Source organism: Micromonospora globbae, assembly GCF_003610785.1.
In the GTDB taxonomy this organism is placed as follows: domain Bacteria; phylum Actinomycetota; class Actinomycetes; order Mycobacteriales; family Micromonosporaceae; genus Micromonospora; species Micromonospora globbae.
Map to the genome: position 1 here is coordinate 97,309 of NZ_RAQQ01000011.1, position 14,842 is coordinate 112,150.

The following is a 14,842-nucleotide window of genomic DNA, read 5'->3' on the forward strand; positions in this document are numbered from 1 at the left end:
GCCGGTCAGTCGCCCAGCGGCACCGACCAGTGCAGCTCGGTGCCGCGCGGGCGCGCCGGACGCAGCGTGAACTCGCCGCCGTGCCGCTCGGCGCGTTCGCGCAGGTTGACCAGGCCGCCCCGGGCCGCGGCCGGGTCGCAGCCCACCCCGTCGTCCGTGACGGTCACCGACACCCGCCCGGCGTGCACGCGTACGGCGACCGACACGCGGTCGGCCTGCGCGTGGCGTACGGCGTTGGACAGGGCCTCCCGCAGCACGGCCGTGAGGTCGGGGCGGAGCTGGTCCGGCACGGCGCTGTCGATCGGCCCGGTCAGTTCCAGGTCGGGCCGGAACCCGAGCGACTCGGCGGCCACCTCGACGGCCTCGCGGATCTCCGTGCGCAGCGCGGCGCTCATGGGCGTGCGCAGCTCGAAGATCGTCCGGCGGATGTCCTTGATGGTGGCGTCGAGGTCGTCGACGGCGGCGTTGATGCGCTTGGCCACCTCGGGCCGGATGCTCATCGGCGCGACGCTCTGGAGTTGCAGGCCGGTGGCGAAGAGCCGCTGGATGACCACGTCGTGCAGGTCACGGGCGATGCGTTCGCGGTCCTCGAGCACCACGAGCAGTTCCCGCTCCTCCTGGCCCCGGGCCCGTTCCATGGCCAGCGCGGCCTGCCCGGCGAAGCTGCTCAGCAGGGCCATGTCGTCGTCGGTGGCGGGGCCGTCCCCGTCCGCGCCGCGGGCGATCACCAGGACGCCGTGCAGGGTGTCGGCGGTGGCCAGCGGAGCGATCACCGCGGGGCCCGTGCTGAGCAGCGCCGGCCAGGGCGCGGCGTGCGCGAGGTCGTCCACCAGGTCGTGCCGGCCCGCGGCGACCGCCTCGCCGAAGCTGGTCTCCGCGGCCGGCACGACGGTGCCCGCCAGCGCGCGGGCCGCCTCGTCGCCGCCGTCGACGACCTCCACGGTGAACGTCTCGCCCTCCGGGTCGAAGAGCAGGACCAGGGACAGCTCCGCCTCGGCCACCTCGCGGGCACGGCGGGCCACCAGCGCCAGCGCGTCCGTGCGGCGTACCTCGCCGAGCAGCAGCGACGTGATCTCGGCGGTGGCGGCGAGCCAGCGTTCCCGCCGGTGCGCCAGCGCGTAGAGGCGGGCGTTCTCGATGGCCACGCCGGCCGCCGCGGCGAGCGCCACGACGATCTCCTCGTCGTCATCGGTGAACTCGGTGGCGCCCTGCTTCTCGGACAGGTAGAGGTTGCCGAAGATCCGGTCGCGGACGAGGACCGGCACGCCGAGGAAGCTGTGCATCGGCGGGTGGTTCGGCGGGAAACCGTACGACTTCGGGTGCTTGGTGATGTCGGGCATCCGCAGCGGGCGCGGCTCGTCGATCAGCAGGCCGAGCACGCCCCGCCCGTGGGGCAGGTCGCCGATGCGGGCGTGCACCTCCGGCGAGATGCCGTGGACGATGAAGTCGTGCAGCATCCGGTCGGGGCCGACCACGCCCAGTGCGCCGTACCGGGCGCCGGCCAGTTCGCAGGCCGCCTGCACGATCCGTTGCAGGGTGGTGCGCAGGTCGAGGTCGCTGCCGATGGCGACCACGGCGTCGAGCAGCGCGCGGAGCCGTTCGCGGCTGGTCACGACCTCGCCGACCCGGTCCAGCATCTCCTGGAGCAGCTCGTCGAGGCGGACGCGGGACAGCGGGCTCAGCCCGAGCGACGGCGTCGGGGGCGACTCGGGCCGGGGATTCGGGGTGCTCGCTGCCATCGGGCGATGCTATCGCCGGCGGCGCCTCGACCCCTCAGCCGTGCTCACCGCGCAGCGCGGACGTGTCGACCACCTGCTCCGTGGCGAGCCGCGGCGTGTGCGGCGGCCCCGCGTGCGCCGGGTCGGCGATGCCCAGGCGCAGCACGATGTACGGGTGGCCGAGCCCGGCGAGCAGGCCACGCAGCGTCTGGCGGGTGCCCTCGACCTCCACGACGCCGCTGAGCGGCACCACGGAGACGCCGAGGCGGGTCGCGGTCAGCCAGGCGGCGGAGAGCGCCTCGCCGGCGCGCAGCCAGCTGTCCGGTTCGTCCTCGTCGCCGTAGAGCAGCGCGTACACGGCCGCGCGGTCGTGCCCGGCGCCGATCGGCAGGGTGCCGGGGCGGCCGAAGTCGCGGGCCGGCACGGTCGTCTGCGGCGCCTGCTCGGGCAGCACGTCGGAGGGCAGGCCGGTGCCCGCGCCGGCCCGGCTCGTCCAGTACGCCAGCTCCTCGCGCAGCTGCGGATCCTCCGCCTCGACCGTCCCGGCGTGCGCGGCGGCCGCGGCCAGCTCCAGCACCTGGTCTCCGTCGAGGATCTGGAGCCGGCTGCCCTCGGCCACGGCCGCCTCGGCGATCTCCTTGACCGCCGCGGTGGGCACCGGCTCGTCGCTGACCGGCCGGCGGTCGGTGTGCCGGACCTGCATGCACTGCACGAGCCGCATGGCGGCCGGGTCGGGGTCGGTCCGGTGGAGCCCGGTGAGGCGGGCCAGCAGCTGCGGGTCGTCGGGATCGGGCAGCCGCTCCACCACCGGCGTCCAACCCTCGGCCGCCAGGGCCGTGCGGGCGTGGTGCAGAGCCGTGCCGCAGCTGAGGGTGAGCAGCCGCCCCTCCGGGTCGGTCGCCGCGAGCTGCCGGCTGCGGGCCGCGCGCAGTTCCAGCGCGTCGGGCAGCACCCGCCACTGCCAGGGCTGGGTGTTGTGCACCGAGGGCGCGTGGCCGGCGGTGGCGGCGGCCTCCGCGAGCGCGGTCGTCAGCGGGCGGTCCGTCGGGCTCTCCTGGCTCATCCTCACGACCTTTCCTCTGCGCCCATCGTGCCCCACCCGGGGCGCCGCGCGGGCCGGCTTGTGGTCCATCCTGCGCCATCGCGGTGGGGCCCGCACGGTACGCAGGTCCCCACCGCCCGGGCCCTTCGGCCCGCCGGCCGGCCCGGCTCAGCGTTCCCGGACGACCGCCACCGGGCAGTGCGCGTGCTGGATGAGCTGCTGGCTCACCGAGCCGAGCAGCATGCCCCGCAGCCCGCCGCGCCCCCGGGTGCCGACGGCCACCATCTGCGCGCCTCGACTGGCCTCGACGAGTAGCGACGCCGGGCTGCCGGCCGTCACCTCGACCCGCATGTCCAGCTCCGGGTAGGTGCGCCGCCAGGGCGCCACGGTGTGCTCGAGCGCCGCGCGCTCGTCCGCCGCCAGCTCGTCCATGTCCGGCGGTGGGCCGGCGCCCGGCCGCCACGATCCCGCTCCGGGCGGCGACCAGGCGCTGACCACCCGGAGCGGACTCCGGCGCGCGGCGGCCCGTTCGGCGGCGAAGCCGAGCGCCACCAGCGACTGGTCGGAGCCGTCCACGCCGACCACCACGGGCCCGTCGGTGGGTACGGCCGCGGCCGTCCCGTTCGCGCGGACCACCACCACGGGGCAGTGCGCGTGCGCGGTGACCGAGACCGCCGTCGAGCCCACGAGGAGGCCGGCGAACCCGCCGTGGCCGCGGCTGCCGAGCACCAGCAGGCCGGCGTCCGCGGAGCGTTCCTGCAGGACCAGGGCGGGCGGGCCGTCGAGCACCTGCCCGGTGACCTCGATGTCGGGGTGGGCGGCGGAGGCGTCGGCCGCCGCCCGGCGGACCAGTTCCTCGATCTCGTGCCGGGCGGTCTCGTCCGGCCAGGCACCGGGCGCCACACCGGGGCCGAGCCAGCCGACCACGGTGGCCCACTCGAAGACGTACGCGAGCCGCACGGCCCGGCCGGTCCGTCCCGCCTCGTCCAGCGCCCACCGCACGGCGACGTCGGCGTCGGGGGAGCCGTCGTAGCCCACGAGGACGTCGCCGGCGCTCATGCCCCGCTCCGCAGGCCCGGCTCGGTCTCCCGGACCCAGCGCCACTCCGCCACCCGCGGGTCGTCCTCGCCGTACTGGCGGGTGTAGTCCCGGCACGCCTGCCGGGTGTCGACCATGTGCTGGCGCAGGTGCGCGGCGCGGGCGGCGAGCCCGGGCACCCGGTCGATGACGTCGATGACCAGGTGGAAGCGGTCCAGGTCGTTGAGCATCACCATGTCGAAGGGCGTCGTCGTGGTGCCCTCCTCCTTGTAGCCGCGCACGTGCAGGTTCCCGTGGTTGGTGCGGCGGTAGGTGAGCCGGTGGATGAGCCACGGGTAGCCGTGGTACGCGAAGATGATCGGCCGGTCCGCCGTGAAGATGGTGTCGAACTCCTTGTCCGGCAGGCCGTGCGGGTGCTCGCTGGGCGGCTGGAGCCGCATGAGGTCGACCACGTTGACCAGCCGCACCTTCAGCTCCGGGAGGTGCTGGCGGAGCAGGTCCGCGGCGGCCAGCGTCTCCAGGGTCGGCACGTCGCCGCAGCAGGCGAGCACCACGTCGGGTTCGCTGCCGGCGTCGGTGCTGGCCCAGTCCCAGATCCCCAGGCCGCGCCGGGTGTGCTGGATCGCCTCCGACATGGTGAGCCAGTTCGGGGCGGGCTGCTTGCCGGCCACCACCACGTTGATGTAGTGGCGGCTGCGCAGGCAGTGGTCCATGGTGGAGAGCAGGCTGTTGGCGTCCGGGGGCAGGTAGACCCGCACCACCTCGGCCTTCTTGTTCACCACGTGGTCGATGAACCCCGGGTCCTGGTGGGAGAAGCCGTTGTGGTCCTGCCGCCAGACATGGCTGGAGAGCAGGTAGTTCAGCGACGCGAGGGGCTGCCGCCAGCCGATCCCCCGGGTGACCTTCAGCCACTTGGCGTGCTGGTTGACCATCGAGTCGACGATGTGGATGAACGCCTCGTAGCTGGTGAAGACGCCGTGCCGTCCGGTCAGCAGGTACCCCTCCAGCCAGCCCTGGCACAGGTGCTCGGAGAGCACCTCCATCACCCGCCCGTCGGGGGAGAGGTGCTCGTCGCCGGGGACGGTGGCGGCCACCCAGGTCCGGCCGGTGACGTCGAAGGCGGCGCCGAGCCGGTTCGAGGCGATCTCGTCGGGGCCGAAGAGTCGGAACGTCTCCGGGTTGGCGGCGATGACGTCGCGGATCCAGCCGCCGAGCACCCCCGTGGCGCCGGCCATCGGCTCGCCCGGTCGGGGCACGTCGATGGCGTAGTCGCGGAAGTCGGGCAGGGTGAGGTCCCGCAGCACGCTCCCGCCGTTGGTCACCGGGTTGGCGCTCATCCGCCGGTCACCGCGCGGCGGCAGGGAGAGCAGTTCCTCGACCGGGGAGCCGGTGGCGTCGAACAGTTCCTCCGGGCGGTAGCCGCGCAGCCACCGCTCCAGCTCGGCCAGGTGCGCGGGGTTGGACCGGACCTCGGCCAGGGGCACCTGGTGCGAGCGGAAGGTCCCCTCGACGGGCGCGCCGTCGACCTCCCGCGGCCCGGTCCAGCCCTTCGGCGTCCGCAGGATGATCATCGGCCAGCGCGGGCGTTCGACGGCGTCGCCGGAGCGGGCCCGACGCTGGATGTCCGCGATCTCGTCGAGGGCGCGGTCGAGGGTGGCGGCGAGAGCCTGGTGCACCCGCGCCGGGTCGTCGCCGGCGACCACGTACGGCTGGTAGCCGTAGCCGCGCATGAGTTCGAGCAGGTCCTGCTCGGGGATCCGGGCGAGCACCGTCGGGTTGGCGATCTTGAAGCCGTTCAGGTGCAGGATCGGCAGGACCGCTCCGTCGCGGGCCGGGTTGAGGAAGACGTTGGACAGCCAGCTTCCGGCCAGCGGGCCGGTCTCGGCCTCACCGTCGCCGATCACGCACGCCACCACGAGGTCCGGGTGGTCGAACGCGGCGCCGTACGCGTGGCTGAGCGCGTACCCCAGTTCGCCGCCCTCGTGGATGGAGCCCGGCACCTCCGCGGCCACGTGGCTCGGGATGCCGCCGGGGAACGAGAACTGCCGGAACAGCCGGGCCATGCCGCTCTCGTCGCGGCCGACGCCCGGGTAGCGCTCCGTCCAGGTGCCCTCCAGCCAGGTGTTCGCCACGATCGCGGGGCCGCCGTGGCCCGGCCCGGTGATGAACATGGCGTTCAGGTCGCGGGCGACGATGACCCGGTTGAGGTGGGCGTACAGCAGGTTCAGCCCGGGGCTGGTGCCCCAGTGGCCGAGCAGGCGGGGCTTGATGTGCTCCGGCGCCAGCGGCTGGCGGAGCAGCGGGTTGTCCAGCAGGTAGATCTGCCCGACGGTCAGGTAGTTCGCCGCTCGCCAGTACGCGTCCACCCGGCGCAGCTCGTCGTCGGTCAGGGGCTCCTGCAGGTCGAGAGCGGTGTCCATGGTGACTGAGCCTCTCGCGGTTGGGGGGATGCTGCATCCGGAAGCGCCGTTCCTCCGGCCGGTCCAGCCTCCCGGACCGGCGTGGTCGGCGGTCAGGGCCGTTGGTCCCCAACGGCCGGGGCGTCACGCCCCCTGCGCGGCGGTGTCGGTCATGCCCCGGACCACGATCACCGGCGAGGGCGCGTGGTAGAGCAGCGACTGCGCCACCGCGCCGAGCATTCCCCGTCCCGGCTCGTCGCCGCGGGCCGCGACCATCGCCACCTGCGCGGACCGGGACTGCTCGACCAGGACGCCGCCCGGGTCCCCGCGGATGGTGTGGCACTCGGTGGGCACCTCGGGGTGCCGTCCGGCGTACCGCCCGACAACCTCGGTGAGCTGCCGCTTCACCTCGTCGTCGTCCTCGTCCTGCTCGGTGACGCGCAGGGCGAGCAGTCGGGCGTTGCGCCGGCCGGCGCACTCGAGGGCCCACTCGAGGGCGCGGTTCGAGCTGGGGGAGCCGTCCACGCCGACGAGCACCGGGCCCTGCGGCGGCGGCTCCCGGCGGACCACCAGCACCGGGCAGCTCGCCCGGGCGGCGAGTTGCACGGCCGGCGCGTCGGCCGGCACGCAGTCGGCGCAGGTGGCCATCCCGCCGTCGCCGACGGCGAGCAGGAACGCCCGTTCCGACCGGCGCAGCAGGACGGGCACCCGCGGGCCCTCGACGATCTCACCGGTGACCGTCAGCTCCGGTTCGACGTCGCGGGCCAGGTCGTTGGCCCGGGCGATCAGGTCCTCCGCCTCGTCGCGTGGCGCCGCCACGGTGTCCGCCGCGAACGCGGCGGCCCAGTCGAACGCGTGCACGAGGTGCAGCGACCGGCCGTGCGCGGCGGCCTCCTGTGCGGCGATCCGGACCACGGGGAGGTTGCGGGCGGAGCCGAGGCCGACCATCACGGCTTGACCGGCGGCTGCGGTCATCGACATCACCTCCCGGGCGTCGCGACCGGCACGACCACGCTTCCCTCGACCGAGGGTAGTCGTGCGGCCGTCCCGGCGGGTCGGTTCGTCAGCGCCGCATCTGTCAACAAGGGTTGACACGAGCCATACTGTCAACGTAAGTTGACAGCATGAATCAGGCGACGGAACTCGCAGCGGCCGCCGGCAGCGCCGACCCCCGGGTCGGGCTCCGCGCCGTCCGCGCGCTGCGCCGGCTGCTCGAACGGCTCGAGGTGGTCCAGGTGGACAACGCCCGACGGCAGGGCTGGTCCTGGCAGGAGATCGCCGACGCGCTCGAGGTCAGCCGGCAGGCGGTCCACAAGAAGCACGCCGGGCGACCGGCGGTCCCCACCTCCTGGGAGGCGTGATGTTCGAACGGTTCACCGATCGGGCCCGCGAAACCGTGCGTCGGGCCCGGGACGAGGCCCGCGCCGAAGGCCAGCGGCCGGTGGGCACCGAGCACCTGCTGCTCGCCCTGCTCGCCGACGAGGACGGTCTCGCCAGCCGGCTGCTGACCGACGCCGGCGTCACGGCCGACGACCTGCGCCGGCGCATCCGCCGGCACACCGAGTCCGGCGGCGTCGGCCTCGGCGACGCCGACGCCGCCGCGCTGCGGGAGATCGGCATCGACCTGGCCGCGATCGTGGCCCGCATCGAGGAGACCTTCGGCCCCGACGCGCTGCGCGAGGCGGAGCCGGAGCGGCCCCGCCGCTGGGGCCGGCGCCGCCGCTACACCGGCGGCCCGTTCTCACCCCGCTCCAAGAAGGTGCTGGAGCTGTCGCTGCGCGAGGCGATCCGGCTGCGGCACCGGCACATCGGGACCGAGCACATCCTGCTCGGCCTGCTCCGCGAGGGCCACGGCCTCGCCGCGCTCGTGCTCACCGAGGCCGGCATCGAACTCGGCGACCTGCGCCGCCGGGTGGAGGCGGCGCTGCGTACGGCGGCCTGACCGGCCACCCCCACGACCCGCCACGCTCGTAAACCTGTCTGTGGCGCTCGCGACGCCGCCCCCGTCGTGGCTCGCGGGGCGGTCCCGGTTGCTGCACACTGGCGCCGTGACTGCGCAAGGGCGGGGGCGGCCCGCGAGCGACGACGGCGGGTTGCGCTCCGCCGTGGTCGTCAACCCGGTGAAGGTGGCCGATCTGGCCGGGCTGCGGCGTACGGTCACCGACGCCCTCGCCGCCGCCGGCTGGCCAGAGCCGCTGTGGTACGAGACCACCGTGGCCGACCCGGGCCGCGGGCAGACGCAGGAGGCGGTCCGCGCCGGCGTGGACGTGGTCTTCGCCTGCGGCGGCGACGGCACCGTGATGTCCTGCGTCAGCGCGCTCGTCGGCACCGACGTGGCGCTGGCCGTGCTGCCCCAGGGCACCGGCAACCTGCTCGCCGCCAACCTCGGGCTCTCCACCGACCTGGCCGCCGGTCTGGAGGTGGCCGTCGAGCGCGGCCGGCGCCTGCTCGACGTGGGCGAGGTCGACGGGCGCCACTTCACCGTGATGGCCGGCATGGGCTTCGACGCGCAGATGCTCGCCGCCACCAGTGAGGCCACCAAGGCGCGGATCGGCTGGCCGGCGTACGTGGTGGGCGGGCTGCGGCACCTGCGCGACCGGCCCATGCGGGTGTCGATCCGCATCGACGACCGCCCGCCGGTCCGCCGCCGCGCCCGCTCCGTGCTCATCGCCAACGTCGGGCGGCTCCAGGGCGGCATCCGGCTGCTCACCGAGGCCGAACCGGACGACGGCTGGCTCGACGTGGCGGTGCTCAGCCCGCGTACGCTGCGGGACTGGGCGGCCCTGGGCTGGGCCGTGATCCGCCGGCACGGCCGGGTGCCCCGCATGGAGGTCTTCCGCGGCCGGCGCGTCGTCGTCACGGCCGACCGTACGCAGCCCCGGGAACTCGACGGCGACGTGATCGCCCCCAGCCGGCGGCTGCGCGCCGTGATCCGGCCGAAGGCGCTGTGGCTCTGCGTGCCGCAGCCCGAGCGGGCGCCGGACCTCGCCGTGGACGCCGAGCGGGCCGCCGAACGCGGCGAACAGCTCGTCGAGGAGGCCCGCCGTGAGTAGCACCCGCATGGTGCCCGAGACCCGGCTCATGGCCGACGAGGAGCTCTCCGCCGACGACGCCTGGCGCACCCTGCGCCGGGAGGGCGGCTGGCACCTGCTGCGGGACGCGTTCATCCGGTTCCGCTACGGCGACGGGTTCAGCCACAGCCGCGCGTTCGCGTTCCAGCTCTGCCTCGCCGTGGTGCCGTTCCTGATCGCGCTCACCGGTCTCATCAGCGAACTGGGCGTGGAGGAGGGCGGCGAGGTCGTCGCCGACACCGTCCTGGCGCTCACACCCGGGGCCAGCGAGCCGGTGGTGGCCGAACTGCTCGGCGAGGGGGAGAGCACCGAGCGCGCCGGGGAGCTGGCGCTCACCCTCGGTCTGATCACCGGCCTGGTGGCGCTCACCACCACGATGGCCCAGATCGAGCGCGGCGCGAACCGGATCTACGGCGTGGAACGGGACCGGCCGGCGCTGTGGAAGTACGTGCGTGCCGCCGTCCTCGCGGTCACCGCCGGCGTGCCCGCCCTCACCGGGTTCCTGATCCTCGTCGGCGGCGGGCCCATGGGCGACTCCGTCCAGCGGCACTACGCGTGGGGCCAGGGCGTCCACGGAATCTGGGACGTCGTCCGCTGGCCGCTGAGCCTGGCGTTGACCGTGCTCGCGGTGGCCGTGCTCTTCCGGCACGCGCCACGGCGCCGGCAGCCGGGCCTGTCCTGGCTGTTCTTCGGCGCCGGCATCGCCACCGTGCTGTGGTGGCTGGCCAGCCTGCTGCTCGCCGCGTACGTGCGCTTCAGCGACGCGTTCGGCCAGACGTACGGCGCGCTGACCGGGATCATGGCGCTGCTCCTGTGGGCCAACCTCACCGGCGTGGCGCTCTTCGGCGGGCTGGCCTTCGCCGCGCAGCTGGAGGCGCTGCGGATCGGGGTGCAGGAACCCGCCCAGCCGGACCTGTGGGAGCCCGAGGCCGAGCGCGCGGAGATCCTCGACACCGGCGAGATGACCGCCCTCTGACCCGCCCGCCACCCGCGCCGGGCCGTCCGGCCGCCGGTGTACGCGCCGCCCGAATCGGGTACAGCCGCCTCGCCGATGCGGGTGAGGGAGGTACGGGGTGACCACGGTCAGAGAGGCACTGCGGCGACCGATCGGGCACTTCGCCGAGCGGAGCCTCGCCGGGCTCGTGGCGGTCACCGGTGCCGGCGCCGCCTTCGGTCTGCTGCTCATGCTGGTCCGGTTCCGCTGGGGCCCGTTGCAGGACGCCGACCGCGCGATCGCCCAATGGTGCAACGACCTCGTCGCGCCGCACGACCCCCTCGTGACCGTGCTCCAGGCGGTCACCGACCTCGGCGGACGGCCGATCCTGATCTGGCTGGTCACCATCGCCGTGGTCGGGCTGCTGATCCGCCGCCAGCCCCGGCTGGCCGTGTACCTGATCGTCACGGGCGCCGGCGGACTGATCCTCGACCCGTCCCTGAAGACGCTCGTCGGCCGGCTCCGTCCGGTGGTCGACGTGCCGGTCGCCAGCGCGCCGGGCAACAGCTTCCCCAGCGGGCACGCCCTCGGCTCGTTCGTGGCGTACGGGGCACTGGTGCTGGTCTTCCTGCCGGCGCTGGCGCCCCGCTGGCGCCGCCCGGCCATCGGCCTGGCCGCCACGCTCGTGCTCCTCATCGGGCTGACCCGCATCGCGCTGGGCGTGCACTTCGTCTCCGACGTGCTCGCCGGCTGGCTGCTCGGCGCGGCCTGGCTCGGCGTCACCGCGTACGCCTTCCGGCTGTGGCGGCGCGAACGCGGCCGCCCGGCGCCGCCGCTGACCGAGGGGCTGGAGCCGGAGGCGGGACGCGACATCGCCCCGGCCCCGGCCGAGGAACAGGTGCTGGCCCATCCGCGCTCCGCGGTGGCGGAACTGCTCGTCGGCTGGGTCCTGGTCTTCGGGGCGCTCTACGGCTTCGGCATGTACGTCAGCTACCACGCCAAGGGGACGTTCCTCGCGACCCTCGACACCGAGGTGCCGCTCTGGTTCGCGCAGCGGCACACCCCGGCCCTGACCGAGCTGAGCTGGTGGTGGAGCAAGTTCGGCGACACCCACGCGATCCTGCTCGTCTCGATGGTGTTCTGCCCGTTGGTGCTCGCGGTGTGGCGGCGGTGGCGGCCGGTGCTGTTCGTGGCGCTGGCCATGTTCGGCGAGCTGAGCCTCTTCCTCGCCTCGGCCCACGCCGTCGACCGCCCCCGCCCGCCGGTGGAGAACCTGGACGGTCCCATGCCCACCTCGTCGTTCCCGTCCGGGCACATCGCCGCGACGATCTGCCTCTACACGGCCATCGCCGTGCTGGTCATGGCCCGCACCGACCGCTGGTGGCGGTGGCTGAGCGTGGTGCTGGCCGTGGTCATGCCGCTGGGTGTGGCCACCTCCCGCATGTACCGCGGCATGCACCACCCCACCGACTTCCTGGGGGCGATCCTGCTCGGCGCGCTCTGGATCGGCCTGCTCTACTGGGTGATCCGCCCCAACGCCGACGTGCGCGAGGGCAACCGGCCGAGCATCGAGGCGACGGACGTGTCCCGCCTCGACGACGAGCTGGCCCGCGCCGCCCGGGCGGACTGAGCCGTGCTGCGGGTGATGACCTGGAACATCCGTACCGGCGGGCGCGACGGCGACGGCACCGACCGGCGGGACGCGATCGTCGAGGTGATCTCGGCCGAGCGCCCCGACGTGCTGCTGCTCCAGGAGCTGCGCGGTTTCGGCGCCGACGGGGTGCTGGACACGTTCGCCGATCGGCTGGGCATGCGCCCCCACCTGGCCCGCAGCTGCCTGGGTCAGCCGGTGGCCGTCCTGGTGCGCCCGCCGCTGCGCACCCTCGCGGCCGGCCCGCTGCGCCGGCCGTTCCACCACGCGGCGTCACGGGTCGTGCTGGCGACCGACGCCGGGCCGCTCACCGTGCTGGGCACGCACCTCAGCCCGTACTCCGGCGGCTGGCGGCGCGTCGAGGTGGACTGGCTGGCCCGGGCCGTCCGCCGGGCGCCGGACGGGCTGGCCCTCGTCGGCGGGGACCTGAACAGCCTCGACCCGGCGACCGACCACACCGCGCGGCTCGCGTCGCTGGCCCCGCCGTACCGGCGCCGGCACCTGCGCCGCGACGGGCGCACCGTGGACACCCGGGCGGTGGCGGTGCTGCTCGCCACCGGCCTCGTGGACCTGTGGCGGGCGGCCGGCGGGCCGGACGAGGGGTTGACCGTGCCCACCCGGCACGGCGGGGGCGAGTTCACCGGCATGCGGCTGGACTACCTGCTCGGCGGCCCGCCGCTGGCCGCGCGGGTGCGGGACTGCCGGGTCGTCCGGGGTGGGGTCGCGGATCACGCCTCCGACCACTATCCGCTGGTGGCGGACGTGGCGCTGGCCGCTGCCTGACGGGGCGTCCCGGGCTGGCTGGCCGTGTCCGGGGCTGGGCGGCCGTGTCGGCTGGCTGGCCGTGCCGGCTGACGGGCCTCGCCGGGTCAGAACACGAGGTTGACCAGGACGGTGAGCACCACCGAGGCGAGCACCGAGAAGAGGATCATCAGCAGGCAGCCGAGGCCGCCGCCGAGCGGGCGGATCTCGACGTTCCCGATGCGCATCGGTCTCCCTCCGTCGGTGCCGGGGCCCCAGGCCGCACGGCCGCTGCCGCGCCGCGGCCGTGCGGCCGCTCGCGGTGTCGCCTTCATACCCGCCCGGCGCTGCTTTAGAGCTGATGTCCTTTGGAACCAGCCTCCGAGCGGGCTCCGCGTCCGAGCCGGCTCAGCGTCCGAGCCGGCTCACCCGTCGAGCACCCTCGACGTGTCCGCGATCAGGCGGCGGACCCCGGCGGCGACCTCCGCCGGGGCGGTGGTCGCCACGTTGTGCGCGGCGCCGGGCACCACGAGCGTCCGGGCGTGCGGAATCAACCGGGCCACCTCGTCCCGCCAGGCGGGCGGCACCACGGGGTCGCGCGCGCCGATCACCACCAGGGTCGGTGCCTCGACCCGCACCAGGTCCGCCTCGATGGCGTTGCCCACCGAGTACGACAGGGTGGCGGCCACCCGGCGCGGCCCGGCGTCCCACACGTCGCGCAGCAGGATGGGCGCCTGCGCCTTCGCCTCCCGCAGCGTGTCCACGAGCCAGCGGCCGAGCAGCGTACGCCGGGAGCGGGCGGTCGGGTCACCGGTCGGGCCGGCGAGCACCAGCGCCCGCACGGTCTCCGGGTGCCGGGCGGCGAGCGCGGCGGCGACCTCGGCGCCGAACGAGTGCCCGAGCACGCACACCCGCGGCAGCCGGTACGCGCGGAGCCACGCCGCGAGGTGCGCGGTGTGCTGGGCGACGTCGTACGTCCCGGCGGGGTGCGCCGTGAGCCCGAACCCGGGCAGGTCCGGCAGGTACACCGGGTGCGTCCGGGCCAGCGCGACGGCCAGGGGCGTGAGGTAGCGGTGCGAGACGGCCAGGCCGTGGACCAGGACCACCGGCGGTGCGCCGGTGCCCGGGTCCGGGCTCCGCCGGGTGTGCGTACGCAGCCCGTCGACCAGGCGCCACTCACTCGTCAGCCCCGCGGCGGGCTGCGGCGCCGCCATCGCGAGGCGCAGCTCCGCCATCGTGAACCGGCCGGCCGGGGTCGGCGTCGGCAGCCGTCTCCGGCTCACAGTTCACGGAGCCGGGGCAGCAGCTGCTCCTGCGCCCAGTCGAGGAACATCGGCTGGCTGTCGGCGCCGACCTGGATGACGGCCACGTCGGTGAAGCCGGCGTCGACGAACGCCTTGAACGCCTCGACGTGCCGGTCGACGTCCGGGCCGCACGAGATGCCCTGCGCGACGTCGTCCTCCCGCACGAACTGGGTGGCGGCGGCGAAGGACTCCGGGCCGGGCAGGTCCGTGTTGACCTTCCAGCCCAGCCCGAACCAGCGGAACTGGTCGTGCACGATCTTGCGGCACTCGGCCTCGTCGGGGCCGTAGCAGATCGCCACCTGCCCGTAGCGGCGCCGGCCGGCGCCGCCCGCGTCGTCGTACAGCTGGACGATCCGGCGGTCCGGCTCGGTGGCGATGACGCCGTCGCCGTACTCGGCGGCGAGGGTGGCCGACTGCGGGCCGGACGCGGCGACGGCCATCGGCACCGGCGTCTCCGGCCGGTCCCAGACGTACGCGTCGGGCACGTCGAAGTGGTTGCCGGAGAACGTCAGCGTCTCGCCGTTGAGCAGGGGCCGGATGATCTGCAACGCCTCCTCGAACATCTCGTGCCGCTGCTGCACGTGCGGCCAGCCGCCGACCACGTGCTCGTTGAGGTTCTCGCCGGCGCCGAGGCCGAGGGTGAACCGGCCGTCGGAGAGCACACCGACGGTGCTGGCCTTCTGGGCCACGACCGCCGGGTGGTAGCGGCGGATCGGGCACGTGACGAAGGACATCAGCTCGGCCCGGCCGGTGGCGTGGGCGACGGCGCCGAGCACCGACCAGGCGTACGGCGAGTGGCCCTGCGAGTCGAGCCAGGGGTAGTAGTGGTCGGAGACCACCAGCAGGTCGAAGCCGGCCGCCTCCGCCCGTACCGCGTGGTCGACCAGCTGCTTCGGGCCGCTCTGCTCGCACAGCAGCGTGTAGCCGACGTTGACCATGTCGCC

12 protein-coding genes and 2 pseudogenes are annotated in these 14,842 nt (G+C 74.8%); 7 read left to right on the forward strand and 7 right to left on the reverse strand.

The genetic code is table 11. The annotated features are described in order from the left end of the window. Positions 1 to 5: 5 nt before the first annotated feature. The 5 genes from D7I43_RS16655 to D7I43_RS16675 form a co-directional block, all read right to left on the reverse strand. Positions 6 to 1,739 (reverse strand): sensor histidine kinase, encoded by a 1,734-nt coding sequence (locus D7I43_RS16655; RefSeq protein WP_120329431.1) that lies wholly within the window; start codon positions 1,737 to 1,739, stop codon positions 6 to 8. 34 nt (positions 1,740 to 1,773) lie between these two features. After that, on the reverse strand, positions 1,774 to 2,781 hold the full coding sequence (locus tag D7I43_RS16660) for an Acg family FMN-binding oxidoreductase (protein WP_406107924.1): 1,008 nt from the start codon (positions 2,779 to 2,781) through the stop codon (positions 1,774 to 1,776). A 147-nt stretch (positions 2,782 to 2,928) separates the two neighbouring features. Next, complete coding sequence (locus tag D7I43_RS16665; RefSeq protein WP_120329433.1) at positions 2,929 to 3,819, reverse strand: universal stress protein; 891 nt, start codon at positions 3,817 to 3,819, stop codon at positions 2,929 to 2,931. After that, positions 3,816 to 6,218 (reverse strand): phosphoketolase family protein, encoded by a 2,403-nt coding sequence (locus D7I43_RS16670; RefSeq protein WP_120329434.1) that lies wholly within the window; start codon positions 6,216 to 6,218, stop codon positions 3,816 to 3,818. Before D7I43_RS16670 ends, D7I43_RS16665 begins: the two co-directional genes overlap by 4 nt. A 123-nt stretch (positions 6,219 to 6,341) precedes the next feature. Then, positions 6,342 to 7,172, reverse strand: coding sequence for a universal stress protein (locus tag D7I43_RS16675; protein ID WP_120329435.1), 831 nt, complete (start codon positions 7,170 to 7,172; stop codon positions 6,342 to 6,344). Positions 7,173 to 7,321: 149 nt separating this feature from the next. Between D7I43_RS16675 and D7I43_RS16680 the strand changes: the two genes are divergently transcribed. The 7 genes and pseudogenes from D7I43_RS16680 (at position 7,322) to D7I43_RS16705 (ending at position 12,636) form a co-directional block, all read left to right on the forward strand. After that, on the forward strand, positions 7,322 to 7,558 hold the full coding sequence (locus D7I43_RS16680; RefSeq protein ID WP_120329436.1) for an HTH domain-containing protein: 237 nt from the start codon (positions 7,322 to 7,324) through the stop codon (positions 7,556 to 7,558). Continuing rightward, positions 7,558 to 7,755, forward strand: a pseudogene (locus D7I43_RS34495) (Clp protease N-terminal domain-containing protein); the annotation flags it as partial. The gene D7I43_RS16680 and the pseudogene D7I43_RS34495, both read left to right, overlap by 1 nt. A gap of 177 nt (positions 7,756 to 7,932) precedes the next feature. After that, a pseudogene (locus D7I43_RS34500) lies at positions 7,933 to 8,139 on the forward strand (Clp protease N-terminal domain-containing protein); the annotation flags it as partial. A gap of 106 nt (positions 8,140 to 8,245) precedes the next feature. After that, complete coding sequence (locus D7I43_RS16690) at positions 8,246 to 9,250, forward strand: diacylglycerol/lipid kinase family protein (protein WP_120329550.1); 1,005 nt, start codon at positions 8,246 to 8,248, stop codon at positions 9,248 to 9,250. Next, positions 9,243 to 10,244: a YihY/virulence factor BrkB family protein gene (locus D7I43_RS16695; protein ID WP_120329438.1), complete on the forward strand. Its 1,002-nt coding sequence runs from the start codon at positions 9,243 to 9,245 to the stop codon at positions 10,242 to 10,244. The genes D7I43_RS16690 and D7I43_RS16695 overlap by 8 nt, the downstream gene beginning before the upstream one ends. Before the next feature lie 97 nt (positions 10,245 to 10,341). Continuing rightward, positions 10,342 to 11,832: a phosphatase PAP2 family protein gene (locus D7I43_RS16700; RefSeq protein WP_120329439.1), complete on the forward strand. Its 1,491-nt coding sequence runs from the start codon at positions 10,342 to 10,344 to the stop codon at positions 11,830 to 11,832. Positions 11,833 to 11,835: 3 nt separating this feature from the next. Next, complete coding sequence (locus D7I43_RS16705; protein WP_120329440.1) at positions 11,836 to 12,636, forward strand: endonuclease/exonuclease/phosphatase family protein; 801 nt, start codon at positions 11,836 to 11,838, stop codon at positions 12,634 to 12,636. A gap of 383 nt (positions 12,637 to 13,019) precedes the next feature. On the opposite strand, the gene D7I43_RS16710 is transcribed toward D7I43_RS16705, so the two are convergent. Together D7I43_RS16710 and D7I43_RS16715 are read right to left on the reverse strand one after the other, a co-directional pair. Then, positions 13,020 to 13,877, reverse strand: coding sequence for an alpha/beta fold hydrolase (locus tag D7I43_RS16710; RefSeq protein WP_240032998.1), 858 nt, complete (start codon positions 13,875 to 13,877; stop codon positions 13,020 to 13,022). After that, entirely contained in the window at positions 13,874 to 14,836 is a 963-nt protein-coding gene (locus D7I43_RS16715) for a TIGR03557 family F420-dependent LLM class oxidoreductase (protein ID WP_120329441.1), read from the reverse strand. The genes D7I43_RS16710 and D7I43_RS16715 overlap by 4 nt, the downstream gene beginning before the upstream one ends. Positions 14,837 to 14,842: the final 6 nt, after the last annotated feature.